This window comes from Enterococcus mundtii, assembly GCF_003957375.1.
Classification (GTDB): domain Bacteria; phylum Bacillota; class Bacilli; order Lactobacillales; family Enterococcaceae; genus Enterococcus_B; species Enterococcus_B spodopteracolus.
The window spans coordinates 1466035-1479534 of sequence record NZ_CP025473.1; the positions used below are offsets into that span (position 1 = coordinate 1466035).

Genomic DNA, 13500 nt, shown 5'->3' on the forward strand with positions numbered 1-13500 from the left:
TATTTGTCCCCATCGTCTTTTCGTTTATCAAGTGGACAAAAGAACGAAAAAAGATCGCACTTGCTAGTTTTCCTGCGATCTATTTCATGTACAAAATATTGAATTATCAGTTTTTTGAACCTTCACATATTTTCATTTTTAATTTAGTTGGCTTCATTTTCTCCATACTCTTTGTCATTGGGTATTTATTTTATCTAAACAGAAAAAATACACGTTAACTTTCATAGATAATTATTTAGAGAAAGGTGAGGTAAAATGACGATTGAAGAAGCGATTTTACTGGATACACTGCATTGCCGTTTAAACTTCCTCAAAGATAAAAAGCATTTAACTACACCACAGGTTGCTGAAAAAGTGAACATACCGATTGAGACATATAAAAACTATGAAGATGGAAAAAATATACCTAGTATCATCGAATTGATCTTTATCGCAGATTTTTACGACACGACTATCGATTATTTGATTGGTCGAACGGAAGCATCCTAAACACTTAATTCACTGTTTTAGAAAGAAGGAAATCTTATATGCGCTTATGGCATCAAAGCCTCTTGCAATCACTTCCGCGCCAACAATTATTAGGACAGCATCGCGAATGTTGTGCTCTGAGAGGCAATGGTTGGGGACGAAAACATGCGACTGTCGATTACGTTTTTACACATTCGCCTTACAAATTATTTCAGTATCATTTGTTAGTAATGGAAGAAATGAAAAAACAAAATTATAACCCTGGTGAGGAATGGTTTGATCCCTTGTATCGTGGAAAAATTTGCGAACCTTATCCTACCCTTTCCCCTATTGAATGGACCTCACCACTTTATTCAGAACATGATCAAATCTACTTAGCCGAATGTGTAGCAAACCTAGAACAGAAAGGGATAATTTTGTAAACAAGTAATGACTTATTGTTCTAACAAGCCTCTCGATTGCTGAATCGAGAGGCTTTTATTGAAATTGGACATAAAAAAACTGCTCCTTCATAAGAAAGAGCAGTAAGATATCAATCGTTTGATTATGCTTTAACGATGTTGATTGCTTGAGGGCCACGTTGTCCATCTTCAACATCAAAAGTCACAGCTTGACCTTCGTCTAATGTTTTGAAACCGTCACCTTGGATAGCTGAAAAATGAGCGAATACATCATTTCCATCTTCCCCAGTGATAAATCCAAAACCTTTATCTGCGTTAAACCATTTTACTGTACCGTTATTCATGTATATTTCCTCCTGATACGTATCAATGTACGTTTATAGTGCAATAAATATTTGATAGGCAAAAGGAGTCTTATAATGTTTAACTTATAGCTCAAATTACGTTTCAAAATAGATTACTTTTATACTATAGCATGCCTTTTTAGAAAACACAACTATAAACCTTTAGTACTTTCAATTTCTCTATTCATCTCATTTGTTTGATTTGTTCATTAGATGAAGCAATGTCTTTCTTCTGATAAATCATCCCTAACTTCTGCATGAAAAAGCGTTCACTCACATTAGACAGCATTTGCCTAATTCCGCTGATAGCTTCCTCTGGAGCAGATCCTTGAACAAACCAGAAAACCGATTTTTGATACAAAGGAGCCTCTGGTGTGTCTAACCCATACTCAAATAGATCCGTCCAGCGATCAATAAATGTTTTTAACAAACCGGTCACATCCCACCAGTAGATGGGTGTACCAATAACCAAGACATCAGCTTGGTTGATTACTCCCATGACTTTGTCAAATTCATCCTCTTCAGTCATCTGTCCTAACTGATTGATCGAATAATCAACTAAATGCAGGACCGTATAGTCGATATCCTTTAAGATTTTTTCTCCCCATTTAACGGTCATCCCCTCTTTGTTGGGGCTAGCATTAATAAACAACATGCGCATATTATCTCCTCCTCTACCCAGTTTTTCGTCCAGACTCTCTTTTTCTTATGAACTCTTAGATTATTTAAATTCGAACGATTATGATATCAAAACGATACTTTTCTTCATTAAATATAACATTTTTTACATAAAAAAAACAAATATTAAAAAAACCATCGTCCATCAAAACTCTCTGTCATTATGTTCATCTTAATGATAAAATAAAGTTTGTTTGTTATTATTTCTTTATATATTTATAACGTTGTGCTTTCTTCTACTACTAATCTTTTTTGATTTATCTATACTCTCTAACTGGCTTTCGTCGGTTCGATTCCGACATAGAGAATACGGTCAATCGCCGTAAATAAAACCAATCGCTTTTATTAGGGGAATCTTTTTATGAAAGCGATCTATTTTTTTGTAGAAACAGGAGGAAAAAATGAATTTATTATTGTTATTGTTAGGATTAATCAGTTTGATGCTTGGTCTACATCTATTTAGTCGATCAAGTAATAGAAATGGAAAAGCTTGGCAGCGCCATCTCGTTTTATTTAGTGCTTTATTCGGTTTGCTACTGATCAGTAGCGCTTGCGGATCTGGTACCAATCAAGCGTCAAAAGCAGATACCGCTACTTCGGAAACAACTTCAACATCCAGTGAAGAAAAAGCCCAACGAGAAGCGGCGGAAAAAAAAGAATTAGAAGAGAAAAAGAAAGAAGAAAAATTAGCAGCTGAGAAAAAAGCGCAAGAAGAACAAGCAAGACTTGAAGCGGAAAAGAAAACGCAAGAAGAACAAGCGAAACGTGAAGCAGAAAAGAAAGTACAAGAAGAACAAGCAAGACTTGAAGCGGAAAAGAAAGCACAGGAAGAACAAGCTCGCCTCGAAGCAGAACAGGCAGCTCAAGCACAAGCAGCGGAACAAGCGCGTATCGCTGAAGAAGCTCGTGTAGCTGCTGAACAAGCAGAAACCCAACGCGTGGCACAAGAACAAGCAGCCGCAGCTCAAGCACAACAGGCCTCTGCTAATGGTCCCCAATATGTCGATGCCAATGGACAAGGATTAATTAAAGGTTCTAGAAACGGAATTTATCATACACCAGGAAGCCGTTATTATGATCGCACAACTAATCCTGTTGCTTGGTTTAAAACTATAAGTGAAGCTGAAGCTGCCGGTTTTCGTGCTCCTTTACAATAATTAAACTATTTTTATGAAAGAAGGGTTATACCCTTCTTTCTTTTTATAATCATTATTATTTAATAAAAATACAGTTGATTCAATCCAACTATCTGTGCTATAATAGTTATGGAATTTCGTTATCAACGTATCGTTGCCTTTCAACAGAACAATAAGAAAGGAGAATGACTATGACATTCTATAACAAAGAATTACAATATCGTGTCACTCTTAATACCGATTTAAATCTTTTCGTCGTGTTCGACAAAGAAGATAGCAATCGTGTAGCGACTGGTGTAACGATCGAACAAGCAGTGCAAGAACTTAAAAAATCTGCATAGGAGTGAAAACCTCGAATGGACGATTGCAACTCTAGTTCACAATAAGACACCTACTTGAAAGGTCAAAGTAGGTGTCTTAAATTTTATATGTGTGATGAAACTCTTCTCTTATTTTACATATGATGATCGAATGATTGCAGCTTATTCTTAGGAATATTCTCTTTTTCAATTATTTGATCCTATTTTCAGCAACTTGAAAAAGTACCTGATTTTTACTACTCTTCAACTAGTCCTTACAATCTTTTTTGCTTTGTGCTAAAATTTCTTTTTCAAGATGAAAATATTTTTGTCTTTATAAGCCGTTTACAAGGAGGTTTGGAAGTGAAAACAGCGATAGCTCGTTCTTTATGTGACACCAGAAATTGACGCTTCGATGTTTTCAATATGCTATGGAAAAGAATCTAACCGTATGGACTTTATTATTATGTTTGATCATTGGACTAGCCTTATTACTTTTTAATGTGATCAGTTGGACAACATACTTTGTTGTGGTATCAATTATTGCTGGATTGACGTTCTTTGAAAAAAAGCGACGCTCAAACCCTAATAAGTAAAACTCTTTTGATTATATAAAGGCAACGAAAACTGCATTAGAAATGAAATGCATTGTCAAAATAAGCGCCACCCCTCAAAAATCATTTTCATGGTTTCGAAAAGGGTGACGCTTATTTATTATGATGTGGATTTTAAACATCTCAAGTATATTAAATGATAGAACTGATGGGATGACAAATACACTTTTTCCCCACTAAGTTAGTGTAATAATTCTGGTAATCCAAATACTTCAAATCCATAGATTCTTGCTGCAGTGTCTGATCCTTGTGTTGGTTTGTCAATACGTAATCGGACATATCGTGCAGATTGTACCGCAAAAGTCTCGACGGAGCTACTCGCCGTATTATTGGTAGTTTTGGCAACTTCTTTATATATCGCTCCATCTTCACTTATTTCGATCGCGTATGCTTTTGTATTCATGTCAGGACTTTCTCCACCTGCTTGCGCATGGTCTATGCGAACTTCGCTAATGGTGTGAACATTCCCTAAATCAAGCGTCAATTCGTGTGGCGGCGTACCCGTTGCACACCATTTAGTCGTCAAGTCGCCATCGATTGCAAAATGAGGGGCTTCCGCTTCATTAGTATAAGAGGAAGCGGTCGCTTTCGCTTTTCGTGATAACAGCGGTAACTCCATTGGTACTTTATTAGAAATTGTAATCAAACCGTTTTTTTCGACAGGTGTCTCCCCTGCTTGATTGCTTGCCGTTAATTTGACTTTATAAACACCTTCTTTGTGGTAAGTGACAACTGGCGAATGTTCATGACTTGTCGTAATATCCCCACCTTCAAATTCCCAAGTAACCGTTTCAGTGTTTAAGGATGACGTGTTTGTAAAAGTAATCGCTGATCCTGGAGCAGCTAACGTTCTTGACGCAGTAAAATCAGCTCTCGGCACTTTATTATCCGGCCAATCAAACGAAACGGCCTCTGAAGGTTCACCTTGATTACCCAGCGCATCAACAGGCACGACAATCAATTTTGTTTGCGTGGTGTCTAAGGTTCGTTCAAGGGCATTGATATAATGATTCGTAGCTGGTGTTGCTCCTAAGAAAGATTTTGAGTTGTCAGGATTCAACCGGTAGATCTCATAGTAGCTTACTTGACTTTCCGTCTCATCCCAAGCAAGTCGTATGCCAGCGTATCGACCTTCCTCTTCATCAAATGCAACATCTTCCAGCGTCAGTCCCGAAACTTTCGTGGTTGGAAGTTCCTTTCCATCTGTCAGGGCTAATTGACCCAGGTGTAGCGCATAATCGGACTGAGTCTCTGAAGCAACAAGCTGATAAGAGAGTGTGTTAATTTTTTCTCCTCCCAACTGACTGACATCATAGCTGACAGTTGTCCAATCCCGACCGATTGGTTCACTTGCCGAGATGATTTCTTTTCGTCCGTCAGCCATTTCTAACACTAAGTCAAGTTGGCTAATGCTCGTTGCTTTTGCCGTTGTTGTGACAAAAGTTTTATCGGAAATGATTTCATCCATTCGATACAGTTTGATTGTGCTTGTTGCCTCGTCCACTATACTCCCTTTAAGAAGCAAAGAATTTCCGCCACGAAACGCCTCATCATAATCCATCTCAACTGCTAATTGATTTTCTCCTTGATGGTCAAAAATCCAACGATACGTTGGCATCACGTCTTGCATACTGCGATTATTCCACTCTAGATCGGATACTTTTTTTCCATTGATAAAGTATCCATACCCATTCCCCATACTAAAATTCGTCACAAAAGGCAAGCTGGTAATAGCGCTCTGCTCTACTGCATACGTAGAGATCCCAGGCCATTCTTTTTCTATCGGTGCCTTGCCTTTGGTTGGATCACCTTGTTCATTTATCCAAAAACGCATTTCACGACGTTGAAAATCAGCAGGATTACTTGCTGATATGTACGTCCAACTTGGGACATACAGCCCTAATGAAGTATAAGGAGTGCCAGTTTCATCTGTGAACAGCCGCCAATTCACTGGGGTATCATAACCATTTTGTTGGACATCGATACCAGCATATAATTGATAAGGATCAATTCCTAATTCATTTGCTTTCTTTTTAGAAGCTTTCAATAGCTCTTGACTAGCTAAACGATCGGTATTCCACCAGAAATTCAAAAACATGCTATCTGCTAAAGGATTCATCTCCGCATCGATTAAAAAAGCTTTGTTTTTATCTGTCAGTGCATTTTGCCAATCCATCTTCCCTTCCGAAGTCATCGAATCATACCACATGATTTCTAATGCTGCTTCTTTTTGTTTGAATTGTTTGATGAATTCTTGCATCAAATCCGCATGTTTTTTACTCAATCCTTCTGTCGTATTCGCCCCTTGTACCTTTTTTTGATTGTTTGTATCATCAAAACTTGTGACTACTGTGTCCGTTTCCTGATTGATAAACCAGCCATCAAACCCATATCGAGTAGCTACTTCGATCAATTGATCGACTAAAGGAAAGGTACCATCCTCATCTTTTTGCAAGAATGTATCCAACCATTCGATTTTACCGCCATGAGCAGACTGTGGAAAGAAAACTGTCCCTAATACTGGCACACCATTTTTATGGGCCGCATCAATGACATCAGGACTTGGCGGTACAATAATCCCTTCACCAGACGAACCACCCCAATACACAAGTTGGTCGATATATTGCCAATTGGAAAATACATTGGCATCAAAAGTATTGATACCTCTAGGCGCATTCCCACTTGTACTGCTATTCATGATCGACAAAGCGACAACTTTCATTTCTGGTGTCTGCGTATCATTTGAAGTTGCCAGTGTGTTTTTATCGATCCGCTTTGCCAAAGGCACTTGGCTAACATTGTAAGGTGCATCTGGATCTTTAGAAAATTCCCATTCTAGCAAATCTTCTGGAAACCAGTAAGACGATTCCGGTTGATTATCCATTCCTCGTTGATAAGTTGCTGCTTCTGTTTCTTTGTAATCAAACGTTTTAGTCTCTGCGTGATACGTTGTCCCACTACCAATTGCACCTACTATTACTACTGCACTAAAGAGTCCGACCGCCATTTTTTTCTTATCCTTCATCTCCGCTCCTCCTAAATTTAATTGGTTCATAAAAATGATAACGCTTTCTTTATTTTGGGTATATGAACAAATCATAGAACTTTCACAACAAATTATAGGTAACCTGAACAAAAAAACTGATTTTGATCGTCGATCGAAATCAGTTTTTTTATTGTTGATTCGCTATTATGCCCTTTTACGATACATTTTATTCGAACCCCTCATGAAACCAATCAAATATAATAAAACTTGTATTGTAGGTCAGCATGATTAGTTACTTCAACATTTTGACTTTTCATCGTTTGTTCAGTGATGACGGATTTTTCCATCATTCATTCCATCGCTGAAAACACGAATCTCATAAACGATTTCTTCTAATGTTCCAGTGGAAGCTTCTGCTTCAATCGCAAAAATAGTCGACTTGTTTTCAAATATTTCTGGAAACAACTCTGGAAGGCGCTCACCATAACTTTCAGGACTAAATCGGCATGCGTATTCTCCACTAGGTAAAATCTTGATATTGTTACCGACATTTTTTGTAGGCTTGATTTCTATATACATATACTGGTGCACGTTTTTATCAATAAATTCATAGAGAATACCAAAATCATATAAAGGCTCATACCCTGCTTCCATCGAGCGATCAAACAAATTGGCTGCTTCTGTATAAAGTGTCTTTTTGTTATCAGTCGGTTGATAAGGAAAAACATATAAGTACTTTTCTGACAATTGCCGAATATGTTGCTTTTTAGAATGTCGATATGTTTTTAACAAATTGATTTCTTCTTTTACCTCTTGCATTCCTTTTAAATTTTGTTGGAGCGAATCGATTTTTTGTTTCATTAATTCTTCGCTATATGATAAAAAAGATAGATAATCGATGGAATTATTCGGATCACTGAAGCGATGCAATTCCTTTAAAGGCAACCCAATCTCTACACATGCTTGAATCAGCTCGACCGCACTCACTTGCGCTAAGGAATAATAGCGATAGCCAGAATCTGGATTGATGTATACCGGTAATAATACTCCGACTTGTTCATAATATCTTAACGATTTAATATTGACACCGGTTATTTTCGCCAATTCCCCGATACTCAACAATTCACTTCTTTTGTCCATTTCTCTCATTATAATTCTCCTACATGATAATGATCTTTAATATCAAGCGTTCAGATACTGATTATATCATAAACTATTTTTACATATTATATTTTATCGTTATTTTTTAATCTAAAACCATTCACATAGATTCCTTTATTTAATATTTTTCATCCATAAATTTTGATAAACAGCTATATTTATAACGTTTTAAATTCATCTTTATTTTAGTTATATATAAAAAACAAATGAACCATTAACAGAATTTCAATGATTCATTAGATAAAGATATAATAATTCCGAATCTTCTCATTTTTGAGACAACTAAAAAAACTACCACCATCAACTTTATCTAAGCTGATAGTAGCAGTTTTCTCTTACTTAATAGATATGATAATCCGACTGTCCTTCTTGTTCAATTGTAATGACTAGTCGATGCGGCAAACAGATACTTGTCTGTCCAGCTTCCGAGATCCAGCCAGTTCTGACAGCGATTTGATCGGGACTATTATCTTCTTTAACTCTGATCTTGCCTTCATGGATTTCGACAATATTGTATTGGGTATCAGATGGATAGTAAGTCACCATCTTGCTACTGATTTCATCTAAATCAAATCGTTCGACTTCTTTTCCGTCGATTTTGACTACTGCATACTTCACACTATTACCGCTTTCTGCGTTATCAAATGACAAAGCAAAGACAATTGTCGGAACGAAAGAAGCAACTATCAGAATACTAATAATGATGATATCCCAAGGTTTTATACCTGATTTACGAAAGTTGTGCATATTGATTGTCCTTTTGGATTTTCTTATTCTATCCTTTTATCGATCTTCTAAATAGATGTTGATTTGTTGTTCGTCATCATAATCCAGTTGATCAGTTTCAAGCATTTCCATTAATTCTATTTTCAAGTCTACAGGAATCTCCCAGAAGCCGTCAATAGATTTGAACAAATCGGCGTCATACTTTTGAAAAATAGGATAAATGTCCAAAAATTCTTCAAAGGACAAGTTTTGTTTTTCGTAATAGTCTTTGACAAAGCCTTGCTCTATCGCATGTTCTGTAGGAAGGCCAGTTTCTGTGATCAGTTTCTTATCGACCATCGCACGATAGAATTCCCCTTTGTCTACAGGTTCTTTCACCGTTTCAGAATAATATTTGATTCCTTGTTCGACTAATGGCGGATAAATAATTTCCATTTCTTGCCCCCCTTACATCTTCCAATCGGTTATTCTGTCACTTTGCGTCCTTTATAGTAGCCTTTTAAAGAGACATGATGGCTTCGACGATAATCACCAGTCAACTCGTCAAAAGAAATCTCTGGTTTCGTCAAACTTTGGTGTGTTCGTCGCAAATGTTTTTTTGCTTTCGATGTTTTTCTTGCTGGTACTGCCATAACTTTTTCCTCCTATTTTACCAACTTGCTTTTTTAACTCCTGGGATCAATCCTTGATGTGCCAGTTCTCTAAAAGTGATTCGAGACATGCCAAATTTTCTCATGTAGCCTCGAGGACGTCCATCTGTTTGATCTCTAAGTTTTAAACGATTAGGATTAGACTCTTTGGGCAACTTAGCTAGTCCTTCATAATCATTTGCTGCTTTCAACTCTTGACGTTGTTCACTATATTTATTGATCAAAGCTACTTGCTTATTCATTTTTGCAATTTTTGATTTTTTTGCCACTAATAATCTGCTCCTTTATTTCACTTTATATTATTCAAATCGTAACTATTACGTTTTGGGTAGAACAACAATACCATGTATTTATTTGTTTGTCAAAAAAGTAACACTAATAAAAAATATGGCTGATCGACCTTGTACTGAGCGTGTGTTTTTGAGAACATTGAAAAAGCACCCATGATATGTATCACATCCATCACAGTAACTTTTTTTACTATTATTAACTACCTCAAATGTAATTAAACAATTCAGCATTATATATTGATTTTTTGCAATGCTTTCGTAGGCACTTCGTTTTCTGGTCCTGCACTCCAGCGCTTTCCTTGTAAACCTTTTGCATCGATTTTACAAGTATCGACCTTACTTTAATTTGTGATCCGCTAATTTTATTTACTGTTTGTTGAGTGCCATCTTCATCGTATCCTTCAAACGTCTAGAGATAATCCTTCCCTTTTTTTATCACCACTACTTGTTTTGATATAGTATTCTTTCACTTCTTTATCAGATAAAAAATTGTCCGTTAATGCTTGAAAGCCTTTTGTCTTTGATTCAATAAAAAATGGACCGATTCCTAAATAAGCGCAATTGCTAACTATCCATTTAATCGTTTCTCGTACCCATTTCCACTTCCTTATTTTTTTACTTTTTGTCGAAACCATATGATATATCTACATGAGTCAAGATATGTTCTACTATTGAGCTGCATCATTTAACGTAATAAAATTTTCATCTAGCGATTGATTTTGACTTGGCAAGAATAACGCAATAAAAATAACCCGTAAACTCCAAAACTATTCTCGGAATTTACAGGATATAGAAAAAAAATTACTACAACAAATTTTTTGTTAAGCTTTGGTCTACCTTACAACTACCGCATATTTACGTGCATTATAAATATTCTCAAATGTTGCCCGATTCATCCAATAAGAACCACTGATAGGATCAGATACATGGACTTGATTACTTCCTTTATTATATCCATCAAGAGTGACCGCATGATTATTATTCGTTGCGGTACCAAAATTCCAATTTCCCCAACGGATTGGCTGAAAGTTGATCGTCACCCAAGCAACAACCGGATGGCCATTTTTGACGTCGTTTAACAACGTACTCATCGAGCTACCTGAAATATTTTGGACATTTCCGTACTTCTTGCCCCACGCCGTCAAAGGTGTAGGATAAATTGCAGAATAAGTCCATGAGTTTTCGACAAATGGGCTGCCGACAAAACCGCTGTTTGGATTACCATTCGGAGATTTAGGAATTGTATTCAAAAATTGAGTCAAACTCCAGTTGGTGATCTTTCCTTTATATTGAAGTGCCTGTAATAAAGAAGCCCCTTCACATCCACTTGGCGCACCCAACGCATATTGGTTGTAATTTTTCACACCCAATAGCTTATAGTCCTCTTGATTTTGTTGACCACTGCCAACTGCGTACCAACCAACACCTTCATAGACCCATCCTTGTTTCGTGATTACTTTTTTCTCGTTTTCATCTAATGTATAATGGTGCCAGTTCACTCGTTTACTATATAAACGACTGACAGGAATGGCATTCGCTCCTTTATAAGAATACCAACCGATTCCTTCGTATGTCCAGCCTTGTTTCGTAATACTATCTCTTTCTTTTGCATTCAACGTATAAAAATGTTCACCATTATAGCGATTGTATAAACGATAAACTGGATCGCCACTTGTCGGCGCCTGCCAACCGACACCTTCGTAATTCCAGCCAATCCTTCTTAAATTATCTCGTTCACCAGTATCTCTCGTGTAAAAATGCTCCCCACTATGTGGATTGAATAAACGATACATTGGAATCGTTTGCACAGTTGCTCGAAATAATCTTGGAGAGCCTTCGATCAATTCCTCTTTTGGCGCTTGCGTGATATCAGCTTCGTTTTTACCAGCTTTTTCCGGCGCTTGCAAAACTACTTCTACTCCATCGATGATTGCAGTTTGTGGTTGCTCTGGTTGAGCTTCTTTTGCTTCCCTCGCTTGTACTGGTGGTGTTTGTTGTGTCTCTTGCGCGGGTATCTCTGTTTCTGTCTCTTGACTGACTTCATTTGTTTCTATACTTTTTATCTGTGGAGCTACTGAAGTTTGAGTCGATTCAGTCGATGTATCCATTGTAGACGAATCCTCTGCAAAAACTTGATTCACACCAAACGAACTCGCTAAAATCGCAAGTATCGTGAACCCAAAAATCCCCTTAGAAATAAATCCCCTTTTCATCTTTTTCCTCCTCATAAATGAACAAAAAATAGCAATAGATTTTACATAAGATATTCTCTAAAAATATTATAACCACAGTGTTGAAGAGACAACAAAAAGACAAGAATATTACATTTAAAGACGAATGCTTTTTGAAATACCTTGTCTTTTCGTATTACATTTATATTGAAGATCTAACCACAAAACATTAACTAATTCATATATTTAAATTGTTGTTGTTCTATAATTGGATAGCTAATTAACTTGTGACTATCTAAGTCTTCTTTATTCATATCAACTGCAGTGATTTGACTGTCTTCATAGGTTCGATAATAATAGATTCCTTTATCAACATTGCAACAGGAAGAATAAATTGTATATTCATATTTTCCATCACCCACATCACATAAACCTTTTTGTTGTTCTACTGAACCTAAGATATGGAAAAATTGACTGACACTTTCTGATTCTGAACTACCGGATACTGAGTTCAGTTTCGTAAAAGTTGCTTTAACAAAACGAGAAACTGAGGATAAATCTCCAGGTAATCCTATCCCACCCATACCGCGACTGTAAGCATTCAAATTAATTTGATCTGAAAAATTATTTTTTGGAGTTTCACTCGATAAGACACGATAATTATTTAAATTGAATAATTGATAATCAAATGATGGATTATTAGTAAGAACGCCCACAGGATTATCATATATATGAAGGCCATCTTTCATACTTTCGATTACAATTGATCTTTCTTTATCAGCTAATAACCAATGTAAAGGAGACAATGGAAGCTCATCACTATAATTTATATTTGCTAAGTTGATATTTTCTAACAATTTTTCTGCTTCATCTACAGTTGAACATTGGCCCAAAATCCAAGGGATGAATTCAAACGGAGATACATTATCTTTCCCTTCTTGTATTTCTTTATAATCAGCATATCCAGAAAAGTTTAGACCAGCCATACTTAATCCTTTTTCATTCGTTGCATCATAATAAAGAGGATAGTCAGCTACACCAGCAGCAATACCAATCATCGCATAATGAGTATCCAAATTGTTCACCTTTCGAAAAACTAATTCATAATTTTTTGGAGTAACAGTGACTACTTCATTGTAAGATATCTCATAATCAAAATTTCTTCCAAAATAATGATCACTTGTTACATAAGTAATAGACGTACACATAAATTATTCCTCCTAAAATAATAGTTTGTTCATCCTCATATTACTCCTAACACTTTCATATATCAAAAAAAAAAGAACATCATGTTCAAAAAAAGTGGTTCAAATTGTATAACTAATAGTAAAGCTCTATATTCAAAATGATTAAAGAAAGAGGACGTGAAGATAACTGCCAAACCTAGAAAAAAAAGAAGAAAAAGTTCGAGAAAACATCGTTGTTGAAATCAATAAACTAGACAAATAAGCCGACAAAATTAGTGCGTTATCTGAAAAATGGTTAAGATAATCTTCCAGAAAATAGCTATCCCATAAAAAACAAAGACCTTCAACATACTTAAAGTATCTTTAGCTAAAATAATCCTAGTGATTAC

The 13500-nt window shown here is 36.2% G+C and carries 15 protein-coding genes; 4 read left to right on the forward strand and 11 right to left on the reverse strand.

All coding sequences use genetic code 11. The features are described 5' to 3' along the window. Positions 1-255: 255 nt before the first annotated feature. Both CYK55_RS07305 and CYK55_RS07310 read left to right on the forward strand, forming a co-directional pair. The gene (locus CYK55_RS07305) at positions 256-489 is read left to right on the forward strand and encodes a helix-turn-helix domain-containing protein (protein ID WP_126134116.1); all 234 of its coding nucleotides are present in this window, start codon (positions 256-258) and stop codon (positions 487-489) included. A 38-nt stretch (positions 490-527) separates the two neighbouring features. Then, positions 528-890 (forward strand): TIGR02328 family protein, encoded by a 363-nt coding sequence (locus CYK55_RS07310; protein ID WP_126134117.1) that lies wholly within the window; start codon positions 528-530, stop codon positions 888-890. 122 nt (positions 891-1012) lie between these two features. Here the strand turns inward: CYK55_RS07310 and CYK55_RS07315 are convergent, their stop codons facing one another. Further along, complete coding sequence (locus CYK55_RS07315; RefSeq protein ID WP_010735357.1) at positions 1013-1213, reverse strand: cold-shock protein; 201 nt, start codon at positions 1211-1213, stop codon at positions 1013-1015. Between the two features lie 184 nt (positions 1214-1397). Continuing rightward, positions 1398-1874 carry a flavodoxin family protein gene (locus tag CYK55_RS07320; RefSeq protein WP_034688742.1) on the reverse strand — a complete coding sequence of 159 codons (477 nt, stop codon included), beginning with the start codon at positions 1872-1874 and terminating at the stop codon, positions 1398-1400. A gap of 418 nt (positions 1875-2292) precedes the next feature. Here CYK55_RS07320 and CYK55_RS07325 point away from each other — a divergent pair, with 418 nt between their 5' ends. Both CYK55_RS07325 and CYK55_RS13475 read left to right on the forward strand, forming a co-directional pair. Next, the gene (locus tag CYK55_RS07325) at positions 2293-3048 is read left to right on the forward strand and encodes a hypothetical protein (RefSeq protein WP_126134118.1); all 756 of its coding nucleotides are present in this window, start codon (positions 2293-2295) and stop codon (positions 3046-3048) included. 170 nt (positions 3049-3218) lie between these two features. Beyond that, positions 3219-3368 carry a hypothetical protein gene (locus tag CYK55_RS13475; RefSeq protein WP_010735353.1) on the forward strand — a complete coding sequence of 50 codons (150 nt, stop codon included), beginning with the start codon at positions 3219-3221 and terminating at the stop codon, positions 3366-3368. Between the two features lie 753 nt (positions 3369-4121). Here the strand turns inward: CYK55_RS13475 and CYK55_RS07330 are convergent. The 9 genes from CYK55_RS07330 to bsh form a co-directional block, all read right to left on the reverse strand. Then, complete coding sequence (locus CYK55_RS07330) at positions 4122-6965, reverse strand: endo-beta-N-acetylglucosaminidase (protein ID WP_206437462.1); 2844 nt, start codon at positions 6963-6965, stop codon at positions 4122-4124. Between the two features lie 285 nt (positions 6966-7250). Then, entirely contained in the window at positions 7251-8075 is an 825-nt protein-coding gene (locus CYK55_RS07335) for a MerR family transcriptional regulator (protein WP_126134120.1), read from the reverse strand. A 351-nt stretch (positions 8076-8426) separates the two neighbouring features. Then, positions 8427-8834: a NusG domain II-containing protein gene (locus tag CYK55_RS07340; RefSeq protein ID WP_034688744.1), complete on the reverse strand. Its 408-nt coding sequence runs from the start codon at positions 8832-8834 to the stop codon at positions 8427-8429. Positions 8835-8870: 36 nt separating this feature from the next. Beyond that, a complete protein-coding gene (locus CYK55_RS07345; RefSeq protein WP_010735348.1) occupies positions 8871-9248 on the reverse strand; it encodes a hypothetical protein in 378 nt (125 codons plus the stop codon). Between the two features lie 29 nt (positions 9249-9277). Continuing rightward, positions 9278-9445, reverse strand: a complete 168-nt coding sequence (rpmF, locus tag CYK55_RS07350) for a 50S ribosomal protein L32 (RefSeq protein ID WP_034688745.1) — start codon at positions 9443-9445, stop codon at positions 9278-9280. 17 nt (positions 9446-9462) lie between these two features. Further along, positions 9463-9732, reverse strand: a complete 270-nt coding sequence (rpsN, locus tag CYK55_RS07355) for a 30S ribosomal protein S14 (protein ID WP_010735346.1) — start codon at positions 9730-9732, stop codon at positions 9463-9465. Between the two features lie 422 nt (positions 9733-10154). Beyond that, positions 10155-10388: a hypothetical protein gene (locus CYK55_RS13770; protein ID WP_241234755.1), complete on the reverse strand. Its 234-nt coding sequence runs from the start codon at positions 10386-10388 to the stop codon at positions 10155-10157. Between the two features lie 198 nt (positions 10389-10586). Beyond that, positions 10587-11966 carry a C39 family peptidase gene (locus CYK55_RS07365; RefSeq protein ID WP_034688746.1) on the reverse strand — a complete coding sequence of 460 codons (1380 nt, stop codon included), beginning with the start codon at positions 11964-11966 and terminating at the stop codon, positions 10587-10589. Positions 11967-12157: 191 nt separating this feature from the next. Next, on the reverse strand, positions 12158-13132 hold the full coding sequence (gene bsh / locus CYK55_RS07370) for a choloylglycine hydrolase (RefSeq protein ID WP_034688747.1): 975 nt from the start codon (positions 13130-13132) through the stop codon (positions 12158-12160). Positions 13133-13500: the final 368 nt, after the last annotated feature.

What these genes read in the sequence shown, in the direction of transcription:
- CYK55_RS07320 (WP_034688742.1), bottom strand. Translation starts at nt 1,874, where the DNA reads ATGCGCATGTTGTTTATTAATGCTAGCCCCAACAAAGAGGGGATGACC.
- bsh (WP_034688747.1), bottom strand. Translation starts at nt 13,132, where the DNA reads ATGTGTACGTCTATTACTTATGTAACAAGTGATCATTATTTTGGAAGA.
- CYK55_RS07315 (WP_010735357.1), bottom strand. Translation starts at nt 1,213, where the DNA reads ATGAATAACGGTACAGTAAAATGGTTTAACGCAGATAAAGGTTTTGGA.
- CYK55_RS07325 (WP_126134118.1), top strand. Translation starts at nt 2,293, where the DNA reads ATGAATTTATTATTGTTATTGTTAGGATTAATCAGTTTGATGCTTGGT.
- CYK55_RS13770 (WP_241234755.1), bottom strand. Translation starts at nt 10,388, where the DNA reads ATGGTTTCGACAAAAAGTAAAAAAATAAGGAAGTGGAAATGGGTACGA.
- CYK55_RS07345 (WP_010735348.1), bottom strand. Translation starts at nt 9,248, where the DNA reads ATGGAAATTATTTATCCGCCATTAGTCGAACAAGGAATCAAATATTAT.
- CYK55_RS13475 (WP_010735353.1), top strand. Translation starts at nt 3,219, where the DNA reads ATGACATTCTATAACAAAGAATTACAATATCGTGTCACTCTTAATACC.
- CYK55_RS07335 (WP_126134120.1), bottom strand. Translation starts at nt 8,075, where the DNA reads ATGAGAGAAATGGACAAAAGAAGTGAATTGTTGAGTATCGGGGAATTG.
- CYK55_RS07365 (WP_034688746.1), bottom strand. Translation starts at nt 11,966, where the DNA reads ATGAAAAGGGGATTTATTTCTAAGGGGATTTTTGGGTTCACGATACTT.
- CYK55_RS07305 (WP_126134116.1), top strand. Translation starts at nt 256, where the DNA reads ATGACGATTGAAGAAGCGATTTTACTGGATACACTGCATTGCCGTTTA.
- CYK55_RS07310 (WP_126134117.1), top strand. Translation starts at nt 528, where the DNA reads ATGCGCTTATGGCATCAAAGCCTCTTGCAATCACTTCCGCGCCAACAA.
- rpmF (WP_034688745.1), bottom strand. Translation starts at nt 9,445, where the DNA reads ATGGCAGTACCAGCAAGAAAAACATCGAAAGCAAAAAAACATTTGCGA.
- CYK55_RS07330 (WP_206437462.1), bottom strand. Translation starts at nt 6,965, where the DNA reads ATGAAGGATAAGAAAAAAATGGCGGTCGGACTCTTTAGTGCAGTAGTA.
- CYK55_RS07340 (WP_034688744.1), bottom strand. Translation starts at nt 8,834, where the DNA reads ATGCACAACTTTCGTAAATCAGGTATAAAACCTTGGGATATCATCATT.